Here is a 19,783-nt window from a genome sequence, read left to right on the forward strand (position 1 = left end):
CGCGTTGAAAGCTGCCACGGACGGCACGCTAGAGGGGCGGTCGCGGGCCGGGCAACGCATTTTCAGCGCTGGTAGCGGGCGAGGACCAGGTTGCCGTCCTTCTCCAGGCGGTGGCGCAGTTCGTCGAGACCGATCGCCCCGCTGTAGTACTCCTGGAAGGCGGGGGTCGCCACCTTGTCCTTCCACTCGGGGTAGCCGCGGACGGACTGCGCGGGGGCCGAGCGGAGGTGGGCGGCGAGGGCGGTGCCGGTCGCCCAGCCGTCCTCGGCCGTGTGCAGGGCCGGGTCCTTCAGGGCCCGGGTGCCGGTGGGCAGCATCCAGTCGCCGAGTGCCAGCCGCACCATGTTTCTCGGCCGCAGCAGGAAGTCGACGAACGCGGCGGCCTCCTTCTTGTGCGGGCTGTCCTCGGCGATGGACAGCGTCTGCGGGCTGACGCCCTGGGCGAGCCCGTCCGCTCCGGCCGGGGCGGGCAGCACCTGCCAGGCGAAGCCCTTCGGGGCCTGCTGGGCGATCTGCTGACGGTAGGAGAAGCCGAGCGGCACCATCGCGTACTTGCCGCCGAAGAACCCGGGCAGGGTGTCCGAACCGCCGCTGCCCAGGGTCGTGGGCGAGGCGCTGTGGTCGGTGTTCGCCTGGTCGTGGACGGTGCGGGGCACCACCTGGTCGGGCGCCCCGAAACGGACGGTCACCTTGCCGTCCGCGCCCCGGTGGAACAGCTCGCCGCCGGCCGAGAGGGAGAGGTTGAGGGTCGCGGAGACGGGCTCCTTGAGGGGCCAGGCGACACCGTACCTGCCGTCGCCGCTCAGCTGTTTCGTCACCTGCCTGAACTCCCGCCAGCTCCAGGGGTGTTCGGGCGTCGGGATGCGCACTCCCGATTTCTTCAGCCGGCCGGCGTTGGCGATGAGCACCCGCGGTTCCTGGAGGAACGGCACGCCGTACACGCCGTCGCCGAAGGTCGTCGTCTGCCAACTGCGTTGCGGGATGTCGGACTTCAGGCGTCTCGACAGCAGCCCGCGCAGGTCGGCGAGGTAGCCGCCGTAGGCGAAGTCGGCTAGGTCGTCGGAGGCGTCGTGGATGATGTCGGGGGCCTCACCGCCCTCGAAGGAGGTGAGGAGCTGATCGTGGACGCTGTCCCAACTTCCCTGTACGTATTCGACCTTGACGTCCGGATGCGCGGCGTTCCACTCCTTCACGAGCTCCTTGTTGGCCTTCACGGACTCCTGCTGCCAGGCCAGGGACTGGAAGCGGAGGGTGATCCGGCCGCCCTCCGCCGGGCCGCCGCCGGTGCAGCCGGCGAGCAGCAGGAGCAGGACGAGGACGCCGGTCACGAGCCTGGCGCGCATCAGTTCTTCACCGCCCCGGTGAGCATGCCGCCGGTGATACGTCGCTGGACGACCGCGAACACCACCAGCGAGGGCAGGGTCGCGAGGAAGGCCGCCGCCGCGAGCGGTCCGAGGTCCGCGACGCCCTCGGCACCGATGAAGTGGGTGAGGACGACCGGCAGGGTCTGCTTCTCGGGTGTCTTCAGCAGGACCAGTGCGAAGAAGAACTCGTTCCACGCCGTGACGAAGGCGAACAGCCCGGTCGCCACGATGCCGGGTGCGAGCAGCGGCGCGACGACCGAGACGAGCGTACGGGCCCGCCCGGCGCCGTCGACGGCCGCCGCCTCCTCCACCTCGGCCGGCACCGCCCGTACGTACCCGGCGAGCATCCACAGCGCGAACGGCAGCGCCCACACCACGTACACCAGCGTCAGCCCGGCCAGGGAGTCGATCAGCCGCAGGTTCTTCAGCACCAGGAACAGCGGGATGATCACCAGGACCAGCGGGAACGCCTGGCTGACCACCACCCAGCCGGTGGCGGCACGGGTCAGCGCGGTACGGCGGCGGGCCATGACGTAGGCCAGCGGCGTCGCGATCACCACGGCGACGACGGCGGCACCGGCGGCGGCCAGCAGGGAGTTGAGGGCGGCGTGCAGCAGCGGCTGGGCGTCGAAGGCCTGGCGGAAGTTGTCGAGGGTGGGGTGACGCGGGACCCAGGCGGGGTGCGGACTGCCCAGCTCGCGGGGCGACTTGAAGGCGGTCGAGACCAGCCAGAGGAACGGGAAGGCCAGGAAGGCGAGATAGGCGAGCAGGGCCGCGTACTGGCCGGCGCGGGCGGTCGTCGAGGTTCTCACGCGTCGTCGCCTCCCCTGAGCCGGCCCACCAGGAACAGGGCGAGGAGCAGCGAGATCACGGCGACCATCACGCAGCCCATCGCCGCCGCGTAGCCGAACTGGCCGTAGCGGAAGGCCTCTTCGTAGGCGAACAGCATGGGCAGCCGGGTGCGGCCGCCGGGGCCGCCGCCCGTCAGGACGTACACCAGGGCGAAGGAGTTGAAGTTCCAGATGAGGTTGAGGGCGGTGATGGCGAGTGCGACGGGTCTGAGCGCGGGCCAGGTGACCGTGCGGAAGCGGCGCCAGGCGCCCGCTCCGTCGACGGCGGCCGCCTCGTGCAGCTCGCGCGGGGTGTTCTGCAGGCCGGCGAGCAGTGCGACCGTGGTCTGCGGCATGCCGGCCCAGACGCCCACGAAGATCACCGCGGGCAGGGCGGTGCCCAGGCCGCTCAGCCAGTCGTGGCCGCCGCCGAGGCCGAGGTCGCGCAGGGTCTCGGTGAGGACGCCCGCGTCCGGGTTGTAGACCAACCGCCACATGATGCCGACGACCACCTCGGGCATGGCCCACGGAATGATCGCCAGGGCCCGGGCCAGCCACCTCAGCCGCAGGTCCTGGCCGAGCAGCAGGGCAAGGCCGAGTGCCAGCAGGAACTGCGGCACGGTCACGCCGACCGCCCACACCAGCCCGATGCGGAACGACTCCCAGAACAGCGTGTCGTGCAGCAGGTCCTGGAAGTTGAGGCCGCCGATCCACCGGGTGGGCTGGGTGCGGCCCGACTGGGAGTCGGTGAAGGCCAGCAGGATGCCGTAGAGCAGCGGTCCGACGCTCAGGACGAGGATCGGGATCAGCGCGGGCAGGACGAGGAACCAGGCCCCGCGGTCGCGGAGCGGCCGCTCCGGGCCACCGGCGGCACGTGGCGTGCGCTGTGCCGACCGCCTCGTCACGGTCACCAAGGTCACGTCATCGGCTCCTTCGCACGGCTCGTGACGTTCGCACCCGGCGGGCCCGTGTCATGGTCGTGAAGGAGACATGCGCCGTCAAGGCAGCGCGCACACCCCCCGACCTGTGCGAATGCGAGACTGGCCGAGGGATGGCGCGATCTCGACGCCGTACACCGGGGCAAACGCTGACATGGGAGGCGGACGATGGACGAGGCACGGGCGCGGGACGTACTGGCCGCGGCGGACGTGCTGTCCGGCCCGGCGCGGGACGCGCGGCTCCTCGCCCTGGGCGAGAACGCCGTGTTCGCCGCGGGTGACCTGGTCGTCAAGGTGGGCCGGGACGCGGAGCTGCTCGACCGGGCGGGGCGCGAACTGGACATCGCGCTGTGGCTGGCCGAGGCCGGCGTCCCGGCGGTACGCGCGGCGCTGCCGAAGCCGCTGCTGGTCGAGGGGCATCCGGTGACCGTGTGGCAGCGGATGCCGGACGCGGTGCGGCCCGCCGAACCCCGGGATTTGGCCGAACTGTTGCGGGTCGTCCACGCCCTGCCCGCGCCCGCGTTCGCCCTGCCGCCACGTGAACTGCTGGGCGGGGTGGAGCGGTGGCTGCGGCTCGCGGGCGACGCGATCGACCCGGCCGACGCGGCGTATCTGCGCGAGCGGCGGGACGGATTCGCGGCGGCCGCGGGCGCGTTGACGCCGCGGCTGGCTCCCGGGCCGATCCACGGGGACGCGCTGCCCCGCAATGTGCACGTCGGTCCTCACGGGCCGGTGCTGGTGGATCTGGAGACCTTCTCCGCGGACTTCCGTGAGCACGACCTGGTGGTGATGGCCCTCTCCCGGGACCGGTACGGGATGGCGGCCGAGGCCTACGACTCGTTCACCGAGGCGTACGGCTGGGATGTGCGGGAGTGGGAGGGGTGCGCGGTCCTGCGGGGCGCCCGGGAGACGGCCAGCTGCGCCTGGGTGGCCCAGCACGCGCCGAGCAGCCCCAAGGCGCTGGCCGAGTTCGAGCGCAGGGTGGCGTCGCTGCGGAACGGGGACGAGAGCGTGCGGTGGTATCCGTTCTGACGAGGGCGGCACCGGTCTAGGCGCTCTCCCCCTTCTGGATCGTGTGTGCCGCCCGGCGAAGTTCCGTGAGGACGGTTCGCACCGCTGCCCGGGCCGTGCGTTCGGGGCGGTGGAGGGCGTCGATGTGGCGTCTGGCCTGTACGCCGCTCAGTGGCCTCAGGACCAGGTCCGGATGCGGTCGCACCGTCCAGCGGGGCATCAGGGCGAGGCCGCCGCCGGCTGCCACCGCCTCGGCGACCACCGTGAACTCGTTGATGCGATGGGCGAGTCGCAGGCGCCGGCCGGCCGCGGCCGCGATCGCCTCGATCGTCGCCAGGACCGGGAAGCCTTCGTGGACGGTGATCCAGGGCTGGTCGGCGACATCGCGTGGGGTGACCCGGCGTCTGGCGGCCAGCGGGTGGCCGGCGGGCATCGCCACGTCGAGGGGTTCGCGCAGCAGCGTGGTCACCGTCACCGTGTCCGGCCAGGGCGGGGCGTGGTCCAGGCGGTGGGCGAGCACCAGGTCGTACGCGCGAGTGAGGCGGGGGAAGTCCTCCTGGGCCACGTCCTCGTCGGCGAGTCTCACGACCGGGGCGCCCGGCCCGGTGAGCGCGCGCAGGAGGGGCGGGAAGAACGCCGTGCCCGCACTGTGGAACGCCGCCACCGAGACCTCGCCCTCCTCGTGGTCCAGGAACTCCCCGACGCTGTGGAGGGCCCGGGCGAGCGCCGTCTCCACCTCGATCGCCGCCCTCGCCAGTGCCTGACCGGCATCGGTGAGCACCAACCGCCTCCCCTGGCGCTCGGTGAGCGGCACCGGGATCGACCGCTGCAGCAGCCGCAGCTGCTGCGAGATCGCCGAGGGGGTGACCAGCAACGCCTCGGCGACCGCCGTGACGCTGCCCAGCTCGCCGAGCTCCCGCAGGATCCGCAACTGACGTTCGTCCATGGTCCGAGTGTAGAAAGCCGATGCAGCTCTGCTAAAAGATCGTTTTAGAAGGTGGTACTGGGCTTCAGGGACGTGCCGGTGCACCGTGGGCGGGTGACCGACGTCCGCCGCACCGATGCCGTGCTCCTCCTTGTCGCCGTCGTCTGGGGTTCGAGCTATCTCTCCGCCCAGACGGCCACGTCCGCGCTTCCCGTCCTGTCGGTGCTGTTCGCGCGCTACGCCCTGTCCGCGCTCGCCTGCCTGGGACTGGTGGGCGCCCGCCGCGGGCCGCGCCGATGGACCCGGACCGAGCTTCGGGCCGGGCTTCCGCTGGGGGTGACGCAGGCCGCGGTCCTGGTCGTGGAGACGTACGGCGTCGCCCACACCAGTGCCGCCAACGCGGGGCTGATCATCAGCCTCACGATCGTGCTCACGCCCCTCCTCGACCGCTCGCGCGGCGGCCTGCCGCCCGCCTATTTCGCCGCCGCCGGAGTGTGCGTCCTGGCCGTCGGGCTGCTGATGTCCGGCAACGGATTCCACAGCCCACGCCTCGGTGACCTGCTGATGCTGGCCGCCGCGGTGATACGGGCGGGCCATGTCGCTCTCGTCGGACGGCTCACCGGCGGCCGAGCCGTCCGTCCCCTGCAGCTGACGACCGTGCAGGCCCTCGTCGGTACCTGCCTGTTCCTGCCCGGCGCCGTGAACGGTCTGCCCGCCCTGTCCCGGGCCGGCGTGGCGACCTGGACGCAGCTCGTGTATCTCGCCCTGTTCTGCAGCGTGTTCGCCTTCCTCGCGCAGACCTGGGCCGTGCAGCGCACCTCCGCCAGCCGCGCCAGCCTTCTGCTGGGCACGGAACCGGTCTGGGCCGTCGCGGCGGGCATCGCCCTCGGCGGCGAGCGCTACGGCATGCTCACCGCCGTCGGCGCGGCCCTGCTCGTCGCCGGCACCTACTGGGGCCAGTCCGTGGAACGCGCGGACCGCCGGCGGCGCGCGGAGAGCCAGGAACTCCGCGTCGCGAGCCCCGTGGGCGGCTGACCGGTGGCGGCCCGTCGGCCGTCTGTCAGACCGGCTCGTCCGTCAGTTCGCGCAGCGGCCAGGTCCCGTCCACCACCGCCTGCGCATCGCCCTTGCGGCGCAGGAAGCTCTGGAAGTCCGCCGCCCATTGCGCGTACCACTCGATCTGACGGCGGTGCAGTTCCGCCGGGCCGAGGGCGGCGATCTTGGGGTGGCGGTCGGCTATCGCACAGGCCAGGCCGGCCGCGGCGAGAGCGTCGGCCGAGGCGTCGTGGGCGGCCTCCAGCGGGACTCCGTACTCCGTGCAGACCGCTTCGAGGTTGCGCTTGCCCCGGCGGTACCGGTCGACCCAGCGGTCGATGGTGTACGGGTCGATGACCGGCGCGGGGGCGAGGCCGCCGAGTCGGTCGCTCAGCGAGGGCAGTGCGTGGCGGCGCAGCTCGGCGGAGAGCAGGCTCAGATCGAAGGCCGCGTTGTAGGCGACGACCGGGACTCCCGCTTTCCAGTACGAGGTGAGCACGTCCGCGATGGCGTCGGCCACCTGGTCGGCCGGCCTGCCCTCGGCGGTCGCGCGCTCGTTGCTGATCCCGTGCACGGCCACCGCGTCGGCGGGGATCTCCACGCCCGGATCGGCCAGCCATTCCCGGCGCCCCATGGGCCGGCCGCCCCTGACCTCGATCACGGCCCCCGTGACGATGCGCGCCTCGCGCGGATCGGTACCGGTCGTCTCCAGGTCGAAGCCGATCAGCAGCTCCCGGTGCCAGCCCATCGGCGGCCCCCCTTCTTGGTGGTGCTTTCCCCCAGTGGTCTCCACCTTCCCATGCGCCACTGACAATCAGAGGACCGCATTCCGCTTGCCGCTTCGGACAGTTCAGGACACGGGACGCGAATCCACCCAGGTCGTTTCGAACTCTTCGCGGTATGTCGGGAAGAGACCACTGTCGACCCCTTCGTTCTTCTCGTCCGACTTGACCACGCGGGTGCCGTTGCGCAGGACGAGCACCGGCGCCTCCATCCCCCGGGACCGGCGCAGGTACGACTGCACGACGGCGACGCCGTCCGCACCGTCGCCGTCGACGAGGTAGGCGGAGAAGCGCGGGGTCTCGTCGTAGACCTGGATCTCGAAGGCGCCCGGGTCACGCAGCCGGGAGCGCACCCGGCGCATGTGCAGGATGTTCATCTCGACCGCGCGGCTCAGTTCGCCGCGTTTCATGCCGAGTTCCCGCTCGCGCCGTTTGACCGCGCTGGAGGCGGGGTTGAGGAACAGCAGCCGCACCCGGCAGCCGGCCTCGGCGAGGCGGACCAGACGGCGGCCGGAGAAGTTCTGCACGAGCAGGTTGAGGCCGATGCCGACGGCGTCGAGACGTCGGGCGCCGCCGAAGATGTCCTCGGCGGGGAACTGCCGCAGCAGCCGCACCCGGTCGGGGTGCACGGCGACCACGTCGGCGTACCGGTCGCCCACCAGGTCCTCCACCGCGTCGACCGGCAGGCGGCGGGCGGACGGCACGTCACCGCCCGCGCCGAGGGCGTCCAGCAGTCTGGCCGAGGCCCGTTCGGCCTGGTTCAGGACGGCTTCGGACAGGGCCCGGTTGCGGGAGACGACGTTGCGGGTCACCTCCAGCTCGTCCAGGGCGAGTTCGACGTCGCGGCGGTCGTCGACGTAGGGCTCGAAGCACGGCCAGTGCTGCACCATGAGCTCGCGCAGCTGAGGCAGGGTGAGGAAGCTGAGGACGTTGTCGTCGGCCGGGTCGAGCAAGTAGCCCTTGCGGCGGCTGACTTCGCGGACCGCGACCGCGCGCTGCACCCACTCCTGGCCGGCCGGCCCGGCCGCGGCGATCACCCATTCGTCGCCGTGGACGGGTTCGTAGATGGGGCGCAGAACAGCGGCCACGACCGCGCGCAGCCGCTGTTCGACGAGGTTCAGCCAGATGTAGGCCCGGCCGGCCCGTTGGGCGCGCGTACGCACCTCGCGCCAGGCGTCGGCGTCCCAGTCCAGCTCCGGTCCGATGGACGTCGTCTCCATCGGCCTGGCCAGGGACACCGTGCCGGGCGGGACGTCTGCGGAGTTCCCCTCGTGACCCTCGTCACCAGGGGGCAACTCCAGCCCTCCCGAGCCCACCCGCGCACCGCCTTCCGCTCCCCCGAGCACTCCCCTTGCCAACGATCAAGGAAGGGTACTCCGGGACCGGTCGGCGATGCAGCCGGATGGACAGGGTCGTTTCTCAACTACGCGGTCGCCAGTGGCCGTTCTGCCACGAGAGCTCGTCCGGAGTGAGCGGATTCATAGCGGTGACGTCCCTGGGGGCGATGGAGAATCCCTGCCAGTGGACGGGCATGGGCTGCTGGTCCTCGTCCCGGGCGATGTGGTGGAAGCCGACGTTCATCCAGACGATGGGGTGCGTGAGCGTCTGGCCGTTCACCCACTTCTCCACCGACTTGCCCGCTCCGGCGGGGCAGTTGCCCGTGTTGTTGGTGGCGAACTGCTCGCACTTGTTGTACTCGGTGAAGTACACGTCGTGCTTGGTGAAGCTGCGGCCGGCGTACTTGGTGGTGGGGCCGGGGACGATCTCGTACGAGCGCGCGTGGCCGTCCTTGTTCTTGCCGGTGGCGCTGACCATCCGCCACCAGCGGTAGGCCTTGTAGTCGCCGCCGAGCTCCTTGGTGACCTTGGTGCGGGTGGTCTTGGCACTCGGCGCCTGCTGGCCGTGCGCGGGCGCGCTGACGGCCGAGTCGTACTGCTCGACCTTGGTCTTGGAGGAGCCGTCGAGGCCGAAGTCCAGCCGCCAGAAGACGTTGTGGCTGTGGCTGGTGGCGTAGGCCGTGGCGTCCTTGCCCAGCGGCCAGCCGCGGCCGTCGCCGGCGTCGTAGTCGTCGTAGGAGAGGCTGCCGGTGGCGCCGACGTTCATGTTGATGGTGCCGTCGTCCTGGAAGCGCCACTCGGTCATGTACTCGTACCAGCCGACCTGGTTGACCGTGTAGACGAGGAGGTCCTTGCCCTGGGCCTGGTAGACCTTGTTCGCGGTGTCGCCCTGCATCCGGTACGCGTGCCCGCGCGAACGCGTGGTCGTGCACAGGCCGTTGACGTTCGGGTGCTGCGGGTCCCAGGCGTCGGGGACCTTGACCGTCTTGATGGTGCCGCCGGGGCACTCGCCGGGCGCGAGGTTCATCAGGCCCTGGGCGAAGCCGAAGCCGGTGAGGTCGTCGTACTCGACGCTGCCGTCGTCGTAGGGGACGTCGATCTGGGCGAGCCGGGCGCTGTTGAGGACCTTGATCGGCGCGCTCTCGCCCTTGGGCTGGTAGGAGACGTTGTCGAGGACCAGACCGGCCTTGCTGTCGTAGCGCCAGCACATCCGCCAGGTGGTGCCGCTGGAGAGCTTCTGCTCGATCTTGTAGGCGGCGCTGCAGTCGGCGGCCGCCGCGCCTGCGGCCCTCGGCTGGGCGGTGGCCGGGGCGGCTCCGGTGGTCGCGCCGGCGGCCAGCGCGGCCACCGACAGGCCCACGGCCGCCCGGGTGCGGGCGCGGCTCATTCTCTTGACGGGCATGAAGAGGTGACTCCCTTGGACAGGAGGAGCAAGTTGGAAAAGTGGATGGAGTGCGGGCTCAGCCGCGCTTGAGCTGGGCGACCTTGTGGGCGCTCAGGTCGATCACGAAGGACCTCGCGTCGATCCACGGGCCGTTGACGACCTTGGGGAACAGCCGCACGCACCGGTGCTCGCCGCACTTGTCGAGCACGGCGGGCTGGGCGCCCGGCGTGGCACGGTAGACGGCGCCGTTGAGGAGCAGCTGGTCGGCGGAGGTGAGTTCCTTGCCGGTGGCGTCCTTGTAGTCCGCCCGCAGGCCCTTGCCGAGCGGGTCGGCGATCAGCAGCGTGGCCGCCTCGGCGTTCTCGGCGCGGCTCAGCGGCGGCTGGACGCCGTGCTGGACGCCGGTGTCCTCGACCTTGCCGGTGTCGAGGTTGACGGTCTTGGTGACGAGCGTGTCGTTGCTGTAGTCGTAGAACGTCACGTCGGCCCGCCGCGGCGCGGACGGGTCGTCGGTCTCGTCGTTCTCCGGGTCGGCGAGGTCGACCGTCAGGCGCTGCGGGCCGCTCTTTCCGTCGACGTTCTCGGCGGACTTCAGCAGCTGCCGGCTCGCGGCGATCTGCTCGGCGCGCTTCATCTCGTCGTCGGTCAGCGGATCACCGCCCCTGCCCTTGTCCCCCTGGGCGGGCGCCTGCTCGACGACGCCCGCCGGAACGGCCCCGTCCTGCCCCTGGCCGGCCTGCTGCCCCGCCCGGGTGCCCGCTTTCCCTCCCGCCTCGTCCGCCCCTGCCGTCCCCGGCAGCGTGATCCCGACCATCACGGCGGTCCCGGCCACCGCTATGGCCGCACCGGCCACCACCTTGCCCAGATGGCGGTGCACTATCTTGCGCACATCTTCCCCCTACTCCCCCTTGGTCACGGGAGTACGTGTCTGCCCCACTGGTTCGGCATACCGCGTATGCCAGGTCGATCGGTAAGAGGGGCGTAAGTCATAGGTGGTTCCATCACTTTCGGGGAGACTCGAGGCCAAGGCGCCACCTGGGGCGCGCTCCACCTGAAAGAGTCGTATCCATGCAGGTCTGGCCTGGCGAGGCGTATCCACTCGGTGCCACGTACGACGGCGCCGGCACGAACTTCGCGGTGTTCTCGGAAGCCGCGGACCGAGTAGAGCTGTGTCTGCTGCACGACGACGGCTCGGAAACGGCGGTGGAACTGCGCGAGAGCGACGCGTTCGTACGGCACGCGTATGTGCCCGGCATCATGCCGGGACAGCGCTACGGCTTCCGGGTGCACGGTCCGTACGCCCCCGAGCGGGGGCTGCGCTGCAACTCCGCGAAGCTGCTGCTCGACCCGTACGCGCGCGCGATCAGCGGTTCGATCAGCTGGGGCGAGGAGGTGTACGGCTACCACTTCGACGCCCCCGACAGGCGCAACGACCTGGACTCGGCGCCGCACACGATGACGTCGGTCGTGGTCAACCCGTACTTCGACTGGGGCGACGACCGCCGTCCCCGCCGCGGCTACCACGAGACGGTGATCTACGAGGCCCATGTGAAGGGCCTCACCATGCGGCACCCGGGGCTCCCCGAGGAGCTGCGCGGCACCTACGCGGCGCTCGCCCACCCGGCGATCATCGAGCACCTGGTGGAGCTCGGCGTGACCACGCTGGAGCTGATGCCGGTCCACCAGTTCGTCAACGACCACCGGCTGGTCGACATGGGCCTGAACAACTACTGGGGCTACAACACGATCGGCTTCTTCGCCCCGCACAACGCCTACGCCTCCTGGGGCGACCGCGGCCAGCAGGTCCTGGAGTTCAAGTCGGCGGTCCGGGCACTGCACGAGGCCGGCATCGAGGTCATCCTCGACGTCGTCTACAACCACACGGCCGAGGGCAACCACCTGGGCCCGACGCTGTCCTTCAAGGGCATCGACAACCCGCAGTACTACCGGCTGACCGACGACCCCCGCTACTACATGGACACCACCGGCACCGGGAACTCGCTGCTCATGCGGTCCCCGCACGTCCTGCAGCTGATCATGGACTCGCTGCGGTACTGGGTGACCGACATGCACGTCGACGGCTTCCGCTTCGACCTCGCGGCGACGCTGGCCCGGCAGTTCCACGAGGTCGACCGGCTGTCGTCGTTCTTCGACCTGGTGCAGCAGGACCCGGTGGTCTCCCAGGTGAAGCTGATCGCCGAGCCCTGGGACGTCGGCGAGGGCGGCTACCAGGTGGGCAACTTCCCGCCGCTGTGGACCGAGTGGAACGGCAAGTACCGCGACACCGTGCGCGACATGTGGCGCGGCGAGCAGCGCGCGCTCGCGGAGTTCGCGTCCCGGCTGACCGGCTCCTCGGACCTCTACCAGGACGACGGGCGCCGCCCGCTGGCCTCGATCAACTTCGTGACCTGCCACGACGGCTTCACCCTGCACGACCTGGTGTCCTACAACGACAAGCACAACCGGGCCAACGGCGAGGACAACCGCGACGGCGAGAGCCACAACCGGTCGTGGAACTGCGGGGCGGAGGGCGAGACCGACGACCCCGACGTGCTGCGGCTGCGGACGCGGCAGATGCGCAACTTCGTCGCCACCCTGATGCTGTCCCAGGGCGTGCCCATGATCAGCCACGGCGACGAGTTCGCCCGCACCCAGAACGGCAACAACAACGCCTACTGCCAGGACAACGAACTGTCCTGGGTGAAATGGCCCGCCCCCGAGGAGGACGAGGACGATGGCGGGCTGCTGGCCTTCACGCGCGCGATGGTGTGGCTGCGCAAGGACCACCCGGTCCTGCGGCGGCGCCGCTTCTTCCACGGCCGCCCCGTGGAGGGCACCCACGACGATCTGTCCGACATCGCCTGGTTCACCCCGGAGGGCCGGGAGATGACCCAGCAGGACTGGGACTCGGCGCAGGCGTCGGCGCTGACGGTGTTCCTCAACGGCAACGCGATCTCCGAGCCCGGCGCCCGGGGCGAGCGGATCACCGACGACTCGTTCCTGCTGATGTTCAACGCCTCGCCCGAGCCGCTGGACTTCGTCGTCCCGGTCAACCACGGCCGGCAGTGGCAGGTGGTCGTCGACACGGCCCGTGCGGACGGCGTGCCGCCCGGCGAGGGCCCGAAGGTGGCGGCCGGCGACCGGCTGACCCTGGTGGACCGCAGCCTGACCGTGCTGCAGCGGCCGGTCTAGAGCGGTGTGCCCGGCCGCCGGCCGGGCACTCGCGCGGGCCCTCGGCGCAAGGGATGACACGAAGGGCCGCGGGGCGGGTACGTAGGTCTGCATGACACCTGTGCGACCCGACCCCGCGGTGCCCACGGCCACCTACCGGCTCCAGCTGCAGCCCGACTTCCCGTTCACCGCCGCGGCGGCGGCCGTCCCGTACCTGTCCTCCCTGGGCGTCTCGCACCTGCACCTGTCCCCCGTCCTGGAGGCCGTGCCCGGCTCGGCGCACGGCTACGACGTCGTCGACCCCGCGCGCGTGCGCGAGGAGCTCGGCGGCGAGGAGGGGCTGCGCGCGCTGGCCCGCACCGCCGGCGAGCACGGCCTCGGTCTGGTCGTCGACATCGTGCCGAACCACATGGCCATGGCCCCGCGCCACAACCACGCCCTGTGGGAGGTCCTGCGGGAGGGCCCCAAGTCGCCGTACGCGCGCTGGTTCGACATCGACTGGGAGGCGCAGGGCGGCCAGGTGCTGCTGCCGGTGCTGGGCGGCCCGCTCGGCTCGGTCGTCGACGAGCTGCGGGTCGACGGTGAGGTCCTGCGCTACTACGACCATGTGTTCCCGCTGCGCGAGGGCACCGAGGAGCTGCCCCTGCCGCAGCTCCTGGACGCCCAGTGGTACCGGCCCGTGTGGTGGCGGCTGGCCCGCACCGAGCTGAACTACCGCCGCTTCTTCAGCATCTCGGAGCTGATCGGGGTGCGCGTCGAGGACCCCGAGGTGTTCGAGGCCACGCACGCGAAGATCCTTGAGCTGCTCCACGAAGGCGTGGTCGACGGCCTGCGTGTGGACCATCCGGACGGGCTCGCCGACCCCGACGCCTACCTGACGCGGCTGCACGAGGCGACCGGCGGGCGCTGGACGGTCGTGGAGAAGATCCTCGCGGACGCGGAGCCCCTGCCGGCCTCCTGGCCCGTCGCCGGCACCACCGGCTACGACGCCCTGCGCCACGTCGACGGGCTCTTCACCGACCCGGCCGGGAGCGGGGAGCTGCTGGGGCTGTACCGGCGCTTCGCCGCCCCGCAGACGGACCGGGGCGGCGACTGGGCGGCGACGGTGCGGCGGGCGGCCTACAAGGTGCTGACGCACGAGCTGGCGACGGAGGTCGACCGGCTCACCCGGGCGGCGGTCAAGGTGTGCGCCGACGCCCCGGATCCCGCCCTGCGCGACCGTGCCCCCTGGGCGCTGCGCACGGCGCTCCAGGAGCTCCTGGTCCGCCTGGAGGTCTACCGGCCCTACACGTCCGGTGACCCGGCCCTGGTCGTCACGGAGGAGGCCGCGGCCGAGGCGCGGGGCGCCTTCGCCGTCCCGGAGGAGGCCGGCGCGGTCGACGTGGTGCGCGACCTGGTGCTCGGACGGGCCGGCGCCGGTCCCGAGCAGGTGGAGTTCTTCACGCGGTTCGCCCAGACGGCCTCCGCCCTGCGCGCCAAGTCCGTGGAGGACACGGCGTTCTACCGCTATGTCCCGCTGCTGTCGGCGAACGAGGTGGGCGGCGACCCGGGGAGCCCGTCGGTGTCCCCGGACGACTTCCACGCCTACTGCGCGCGCGTGCAGCGCGACTGGCCGACGACCGGGACGGTCGTCTCGACGCACGACACCAAGCGCAGCGCCGACGTACGGGCGGCGCTGGCCGTGCTCACGGAGTGCCCCGGGCGCTGGGCGGACCTGCTGGCCGAGGTGACCCGCGCCGAGGAGAGCGTGCCGGACGCGCAGCTGGCGTGGGCGGCCTGGCAGACGGTGTTCGGGCTCGGCCCGGCCGACGGGGAGCGGGTCCAGCGGGCCCTGCTGAAGCATGTGCGCGAGGCGGGCCTGTTCACGAGCTGGACGGAGCAGGAGCCCGCCTACGAGGAGACGGTCGCGGCGTTCGTGGCGGCGGGCCCGTGCGGGGCGCCGGCCGAGCACGTCGCCGCCCTGCGCCGCGCGCTGGAGCCGCACATCCGGGCCAACGTGCTGGGCACCGCCCTGGTGCATCTGACGATGCCCGGTGTGCCGGACGTCTATCAGGGCACCGAGAGCGAGTACCTGGCCCTCGTCGACCCGGACAACCGGCGGCCGGTGCGCTTCCCGCCGGAGGAGCCCGGCGACAAGGGGGCGCTGACGGCGGCGGCGCTGCGGCTGCGCGCCCGCCGGCCCGCCGCCTTCGGGGACGCGGCCACGTACACGCCGCTGACGTCGCAGGGACCGGCGGCGGAGCACTGCCTGGCGTTCGCGCGGTCCGGCGAGGTCGTCACGGCCGTGACGCGCCTGTCGCTGCGGCTGGCGGAGGCGGGGGGCTGGCGCGACACGCTGCTGCCGCTGCCGCCGGGGCGGTGGTCGGACGTACTCGCCCCGGAGCGGGAGTTCACGGGGCACGCACGCGTGGAGGAGCTTTTCGCGACGCTGCCGGTGGTGCTGCTGGAGCGGGTCGCCGAGGGCTGAGCACCGCGGCCGAGGGCGCCACGGCGGCGGCAGGCGTGCGGGAGGCCGGGGTGTCTTGGGCCGGAGCGCCTCGGACCGGAGCGCCCCGGGCCGGGGTGTCTTGGGCCGGAGCGCCTCGAGCCGGAGCGCCCCGGGCCGGGGTGTCTTGGGCCGGAGCGCCTCGGACCGGAGCGCCTCGGACCGGAGCGCCCCGGGCCGGGGTGTCTTGGGCCGGAGCGCCTCGAGCCGGAGCGCCCCGGGCCGGGGTGTCTTGGGCCGGAGCGCCTCGAGCCGGAGCGCCCCGGGCCGGGGTGTCTTGGGCCGGAGCGCCTCGAGCCGGAGCGCCCCGGGCCGGGGTGTCTTGGGCCGGAGCGCCTCGAGCCGGAGCGCCCCGGGCCGGAGCGCCTCGGACCGGAGCGCCTCGCACCGGAGCGCCTCGGACCGGAGCGCCTCGGACCGGAGCGCCTCGGACCGGAGCGCCTCGGACCGGAGCGCCTCGGACCGGAGCGCCTCGGACCGGAGCGCCTCGGACCGGAGCGTCCCGGGCCGGAGCGTCCCGGGCCGGAGCGCCTCGGGCCGGAGTGTCTTGGGCCGGGTGCCCTGGGCCGGCGTGTGAGGCGCCGGCGCCTCGCCGCGCGGCTATCCGCGTGCGGGGGACGCGGGTGTGCCGGGCTTGGGCCAGGCCGCTCGCAGCAGCTCGACGAAGGCCTCGGCGGCGCCGGTCGGCGGCACGCGTGCGAAGACCGTCATGTCGCGTGTCCAGGACGGCGCGTGCGAGAGGACCGCGCAGTCCTCGCCGACCGCGCCGCGCACGATGTGGGAGGGCGCGAGGCACACCCCGACCCCGGCGGCGGCCATCCGCACGGCCGTCGAGGTGTGCTCCGTCCAGACGGCGGTGCGCGGCCGGAAACCGGCGCGCGCACAGGCGCGGTCGAGGAAGCGCTCGCCGTGGACGAGGGGTTCCATCGCGCAGCGGATCCAGTGCCGGTCGGCGAGTTCGGGCAGGGTCACCGTCGTACGGCCCGCGAAACGGTCGTCGAAGGGAACCACCAGCACCGCCTCCTCCTCGCCGACGGGCACGACGGTGCCGGGCCAGTCGGACGGGGCGGGGCCGACGGCGAGGTCCGCGGTGCCGCGCTCGACCTCCTCCTCCAGAGCCTCGGTCGTGGCGTACTCGTGCAGGTGCAGCAGGACCTGTGGGTGGGTCGCGCGCCAGCGGGCGAAGACGTCCGGCAGAACGCCGACCGCCACCGAGTGGACCGCGGCTATGTGCAGTTCGCCGCCCTCGGCCCCGGCGGCGGCACGGGCCGCGCGGTGCGCCTGGGCGGCGCTGCGGACGGCGTGCTCGGCGTGCGGCAGGAAGGCGCGGCCCATCGGGGTCAGGAGCACCCCGCGCGGCATGCGCTCCAGGAGCGCGCCGCCCACCGCACGCTCCAGCGCCTTGATCTGGTGCGACAGCGCGGGCTGGGAGACGTGCAGCACCTCGGCCGCGCGGGTGAACGAAGCCTCCTCGACGACCGCGAGGAAGTACTCCATCTGCCGCAGGCTCATCGCCGCCCCGATCCATAAACATCCTGCATCGGATCCACAAGAACATTGCCTTGGACCTATGGCAAGGCTGGGCGGGACGGTGGGGACATGGACAACTCAAGGGACTCGGGCACCGCGGACGTCGTCGTCATCGGCGGTGGCACCGGCGGGTACAGCACCGCCCTGCGCGCAGCCGCCCTCGGCCTCGACGTCGTGCTCGTGGAGCGCGACAAGATCGGCGGGACCTGTCTGCACCGCGGCTGCATCCCCAGCAAGGCGATGCTGCACGCCGCAGAACTCGTCGACGGCTTCGCCGAGGCGCGCGAACGGTGGGGCGTGAAGGCGAGCCTGGACGCCGTGGACTGGTCGGCGCTGGTCGCCACGCGCGACGACATCGTGACGCGCAACCACCGGGGCGTGGAGGCGCATCTCGCGCACGCCGGAGTGCGGGTCGTGCGGGGCAGCGCGCATCTGACGGGACAGCGCACGGTTCGCATCGAGGGCGCGCGCGAAGATCTCGCGCCCGGCGCGCCTGATCAACACGCGCTCGGCGCGCACAACCCGACTACCGGCGCTCGCCCCGAATCCGCGCCCCGCGTGCGCGACGTCGCCGCGCGCCGCGGCATCGTCCTGGCGACGGGCTCGCGCCCGCGCACGCTCCCCGGGCTCCAGTCGGACGGCCGTCGCGTGGTGACAAGCGACGACGCGCTCTTCGCGCCCGGGCTCCCGGGGTCCGTCCTGGTGCTCGGCGGCGGCGCGATCGGCGTCGAGTACGCCTCGTTCCACCGCTCCATGGGTGCGGAGGTCACGCTCGTGGAGGCCGCGGACCGCATCGTGCCGCTGGAGGACGCCGACGTGAGCCGTCACCTGACGCGCGGTCTGAGGAAGCGCGGCATCGACGTGCAGGCGGGCGCCCGGCTGCTGGACGCCGAAGTGCTGGAGGACGGCGTACGCGCGCGTGTGCGCACGGCCCGCGGCGAGACCCGCACGGTCGAGGTGGAGCGGCTGCTGGTGGCGGTGGGGCGGGAACCGGTCACCGAGGGGCTGGACCTGGCCGCCGCGGGAGTGGGGACGGACGCGCGCGGCTTCGTCGCACCCGCCGACTGGGCGCGGCTGGAGACCGCGGTGCCCGGCGTGCACGTCGTGGGCGACCTGCTGCCGCCGCCGTCCCTGGGCCTGGCCCACGCGTCGTTCGCGGAGGGGCTGCTGGTGGCCGAGACCCTGGCCGGCGTGGAGTCCGTCCCGGTCGACTACGCGGCCGTCCCCAGGGTGACCTACTCGTCCCCGCAGACCGCGGCCGTGGGGCTGAGCGAGGCGGAGGCACGCGCGCACGGGCACGAGGTCGACGTCAACATCATGCCGCTGACGGCGGTGGCGAAGGGCATGGTGCACGGGCAGGGCGGCATGGTGAAGGTCGTCGCCGAGGCCGGCGGCGGTCAGGTGCTCGGCGTGCACCTGGTGGGACCGCACGTCTCCGAGATGATCGCGGAGAGCCAGCTGATCGTCGGCTGGGACGCGTACGCCTCGGACGTGGCCCGGCACGTCCACCCGCATCCCACGCTGTCCGAGGCGGTCGGGGAGGCGTTCCTGACGCTGGCCGGACGCGGACTGCACCAGCAGTGAGCCGGGTTTCCGCACACCCCGTCACGCCGGGGGTGAATGCATCCGAGCGCCCCCTGGAGCCTCCCCGGGTGCCAGCTTGACAGTTCCCGGAGACCGTGGGGTACTGCGGATTGCGAGGCCGGGCGGATGTGACGGGGGTGAGTCTCCTGCCGGTGCTGCGCTACCCCAACGTGACCCAACTGATCTCTTCCGCAAGGGCGTTGGCCGCTCACCGGCCAACTCTGTGCGCGCTGAGGCAAGTGGGTGTCTCCCGCGCGGGCAGGCCCCTGCATCTGCTGTCCGTGGGGCGTGCCCGGCGGGCCGTCCTGGTCGTCGCAGGCGCCCACGCCAATGAGCCCACGGGCGGCCCCACCCTGCTCGCCCTCGCCGAACGGGTCCTGCGGGAGCGGGAGTTGCGCACCGACACCTCGTGGCACTTCCTGCTGTGCGCGGACCCCGACGGTGCGAGCCTGCACGTCACCCCGGCGCCGCGCAGCCTGTTCGACTACCACCTCGGGTTCTTCCGGCCGGCGGCCGAGGAGCAGCCGGAGTGGGCGCCCTCGGTGCTGCCGCCGGACCGGTTGCCGCCCGAGACGCGGACGCTGACCCGGGTCATCGACGAGCTGCGCCCCTATCTGCAGGTGACGTTGCACGGGACGGACCTGGGCGGCACCTGGGTGCAGCTGACCAGGGACGTGCCGGGGCTCGCCGAGCCGTTCGCCAAGTCCGCGGCGGAGCTGCACATCCCGGTGGAGACGGGCGCCTCGGACGCGGCGGGCTGGGCTGCGTCCGGGCCCGGCGTGCATGTGATGCCCTCGCCCGGGGCGGGCGCCGCGTATCCGAGCATGCCGGACGACGCGCGGCGGAGCACCTGGTACCGCACTCACCGCTACGGCGGTCTGACCGCGGTGGTGGAGGTGCCGATGTGGGCGAGCGACCTGGTGGACGATCCGGCGCCGCATCCTGCGCCCGCCGAGGCGATACGACGGCTGGCGAGCCGGCTGCTGCGGGACGCCCTGGAGGTGGAACGGGTCCTCGCCGACGCGCTGCCGCGCCTGGAGGGCCTCGACGGGCCGCTGCTGCGGGCCGCGAGATGGGCCCTGGACCTGGTCCCGGGGCTCGCCGAGGACTGGATGCGCACACCGCCCGCCGACGACACGATGGCGTACGTCGGCAGCGTGGACGCGTTCGGGCGGCGGCTGCCCCTGAGGGCGGCGGCGATGCTGCTGCGGGTCCTGCAGGAGACCGACGACCGTGCGGCGCCCCACATGGAGCGGCTCGTGGCGACGTGGAGCGATGCCTTCGCGGAACGGTTCCGCGCCCGCTGGGTCCCGCTGGAGCACCAGATCGAACACCAGGCCCGCACGGTCGTGGCGGCGGCGATGCACGCGCGCGACCGCACCGCCTGAGCCCCGGGCCCGCGAGACG

15 protein-coding genes are annotated in these 19,783 nt (G+C 72.6%); 6 read left to right on the forward strand and 9 right to left on the reverse strand.

Annotation, left to right across the window (positions count from 1 at the left end; all coding sequences use genetic code 11):
* Positions 1–62 precede the first annotated feature (62 nt).
* Genes ACQF4J_RS12405 through ACQF4J_RS12415 form a run of 3 tightly spaced genes read right to left on the reverse strand, consistent with a single transcriptional unit; the run spans position 63 to position 3,114 of the window.
* A complete protein-coding gene (locus ACQF4J_RS12405; RefSeq protein ID WP_427165624.1) occupies positions 63–1,343 on the reverse strand; it encodes an ABC transporter substrate-binding protein in 1,281 nt (426 codons plus the stop codon).
* Positions 1,343–2,176, reverse strand: coding sequence for a carbohydrate ABC transporter permease (locus tag ACQF4J_RS12410; RefSeq protein WP_351563255.1), 834 nt, complete (start codon positions 2,174–2,176; stop codon positions 1,343–1,345). Before ACQF4J_RS12410 ends, ACQF4J_RS12405 begins: the two co-directional genes overlap by 1 nt.
* A complete protein-coding gene (locus ACQF4J_RS12415; protein ID WP_427165625.1) occupies positions 2,173–3,114 on the reverse strand; it encodes a carbohydrate ABC transporter permease in 942 nt (313 codons plus the stop codon). Before ACQF4J_RS12415 ends, ACQF4J_RS12410 begins: the two co-directional genes overlap by 4 nt.
* Before the next feature lie 186 nt (positions 3,115–3,300).
* Here ACQF4J_RS12415 and ACQF4J_RS12420 point away from each other — a divergent pair, with 186 nt between their 5' ends.
* A complete protein-coding gene (locus tag ACQF4J_RS12420; protein ID WP_351563251.1) occupies positions 3,301–4,164 on the forward strand; it encodes a phosphotransferase enzyme family protein in 864 nt (287 codons plus the stop codon).
* 16 nt (positions 4,165–4,180) lie between these two features.
* Here ACQF4J_RS12420 and ACQF4J_RS12425 read toward each other — a convergent pair whose 3' ends face one another.
* Positions 4,181–5,089, reverse strand: coding sequence for a LysR family transcriptional regulator (locus ACQF4J_RS12425; RefSeq protein ID WP_427165626.1), 909 nt, complete (start codon positions 5,087–5,089; stop codon positions 4,181–4,183).
* A 93-nt stretch (positions 5,090–5,182) separates the two neighbouring features.
* On the opposite strand from ACQF4J_RS12425, the gene ACQF4J_RS12430 reads away from it, so the two are divergent.
* Entirely contained in the window at positions 5,183–6,103 is a 921-nt protein-coding gene (locus ACQF4J_RS12430; protein WP_427165627.1) for a DMT family transporter, read from the forward strand.
* A gap of 25 nt (positions 6,104–6,128) precedes the next feature.
* Here the strand turns inward: ACQF4J_RS12430 and ACQF4J_RS12435 are convergent, their stop codons facing one another.
* From ACQF4J_RS12435 to ACQF4J_RS12450, 4 genes are all read right to left on the reverse strand, one after another.
* The gene (locus ACQF4J_RS12435; RefSeq protein WP_351799560.1) at positions 6,129–6,851 is read right to left on the reverse strand and encodes a 3'-5' exonuclease; all 723 of its coding nucleotides are present in this window, start codon (positions 6,849–6,851) and stop codon (positions 6,129–6,131) included.
* A 102-nt stretch (positions 6,852–6,953) separates the two neighbouring features.
* The gene (locus ACQF4J_RS12440) at positions 6,954–8,201 is read right to left on the reverse strand and encodes an SAV2148 family HEPN domain-containing protein (RefSeq protein WP_351799591.1); all 1,248 of its coding nucleotides are present in this window, start codon (positions 8,199–8,201) and stop codon (positions 6,954–6,956) included.
* Between the two features lie 103 nt (positions 8,202–8,304).
* The gene (locus ACQF4J_RS12445; protein ID WP_351563244.1) at positions 8,305–9,624 is read right to left on the reverse strand and encodes a copper amine oxidase; all 1,320 of its coding nucleotides are present in this window, start codon (positions 9,622–9,624) and stop codon (positions 8,305–8,307) included.
* A gap of 58 nt (positions 9,625–9,682) precedes the next feature.
* A complete protein-coding gene (locus ACQF4J_RS12450; protein WP_351563242.1) occupies positions 9,683–10,495 on the reverse strand; it encodes a Tat pathway signal sequence domain protein in 813 nt (270 codons plus the stop codon).
* Positions 10,496–10,674: 179 nt separating this feature from the next.
* On the opposite strand from ACQF4J_RS12450, the gene glgX reads away from it, so the two are divergent.
* Together glgX and treY are read left to right on the forward strand one after the other, a co-directional pair.
* Entirely contained in the window at positions 10,675–12,798 is a 2,124-nt protein-coding gene (glgX, locus tag ACQF4J_RS12455) for a glycogen debranching protein GlgX (protein ID WP_351563240.1), read from the forward strand.
* 91 nt (positions 12,799–12,889) lie between these two features.
* Entirely contained in the window at positions 12,890–15,244 is a 2,355-nt protein-coding gene (treY, locus tag ACQF4J_RS12460; protein WP_427165628.1) for a malto-oligosyltrehalose synthase, read from the forward strand.
* A gap of 618 nt (positions 15,245–15,862) precedes the next feature.
* Here treY and ACQF4J_RS12465 read toward each other — a convergent pair.
* Positions 15,863–16,774 (reverse strand): LysR family transcriptional regulator, encoded by a 912-nt coding sequence (locus tag ACQF4J_RS12465; RefSeq protein ID WP_351563235.1) that lies wholly within the window; start codon positions 16,772–16,774, stop codon positions 15,863–15,865.
* A gap of 87 nt (positions 16,775–16,861) precedes the next feature.
* Here ACQF4J_RS12465 and lpdA point away from each other — a divergent pair, with 87 nt between their 5' ends.
* On the forward strand, positions 16,862–18,376 hold the full coding sequence (lpdA, locus tag ACQF4J_RS12470; RefSeq protein ID WP_427165629.1) for a dihydrolipoyl dehydrogenase: 1,515 nt from the start codon (positions 16,862–16,864) through the stop codon (positions 18,374–18,376).
* 137 nt (positions 18,377–18,513) lie between these two features.
* Positions 18,514–19,764, forward strand: a complete 1,251-nt coding sequence (locus ACQF4J_RS12475) for a M14 family zinc carboxypeptidase (RefSeq protein ID WP_351563228.1) — start codon at positions 18,514–18,516, stop codon at positions 19,762–19,764.
* Positions 19,765–19,783: the final 19 nt, after the last annotated feature.

Source organism: Streptomyces sp. C1-1 (genome assembly GCF_050214755.1).
In the GTDB taxonomy this organism is placed as follows: domain Bacteria; phylum Actinomycetota; class Actinomycetes; order Streptomycetales; family Streptomycetaceae; genus Streptomyces.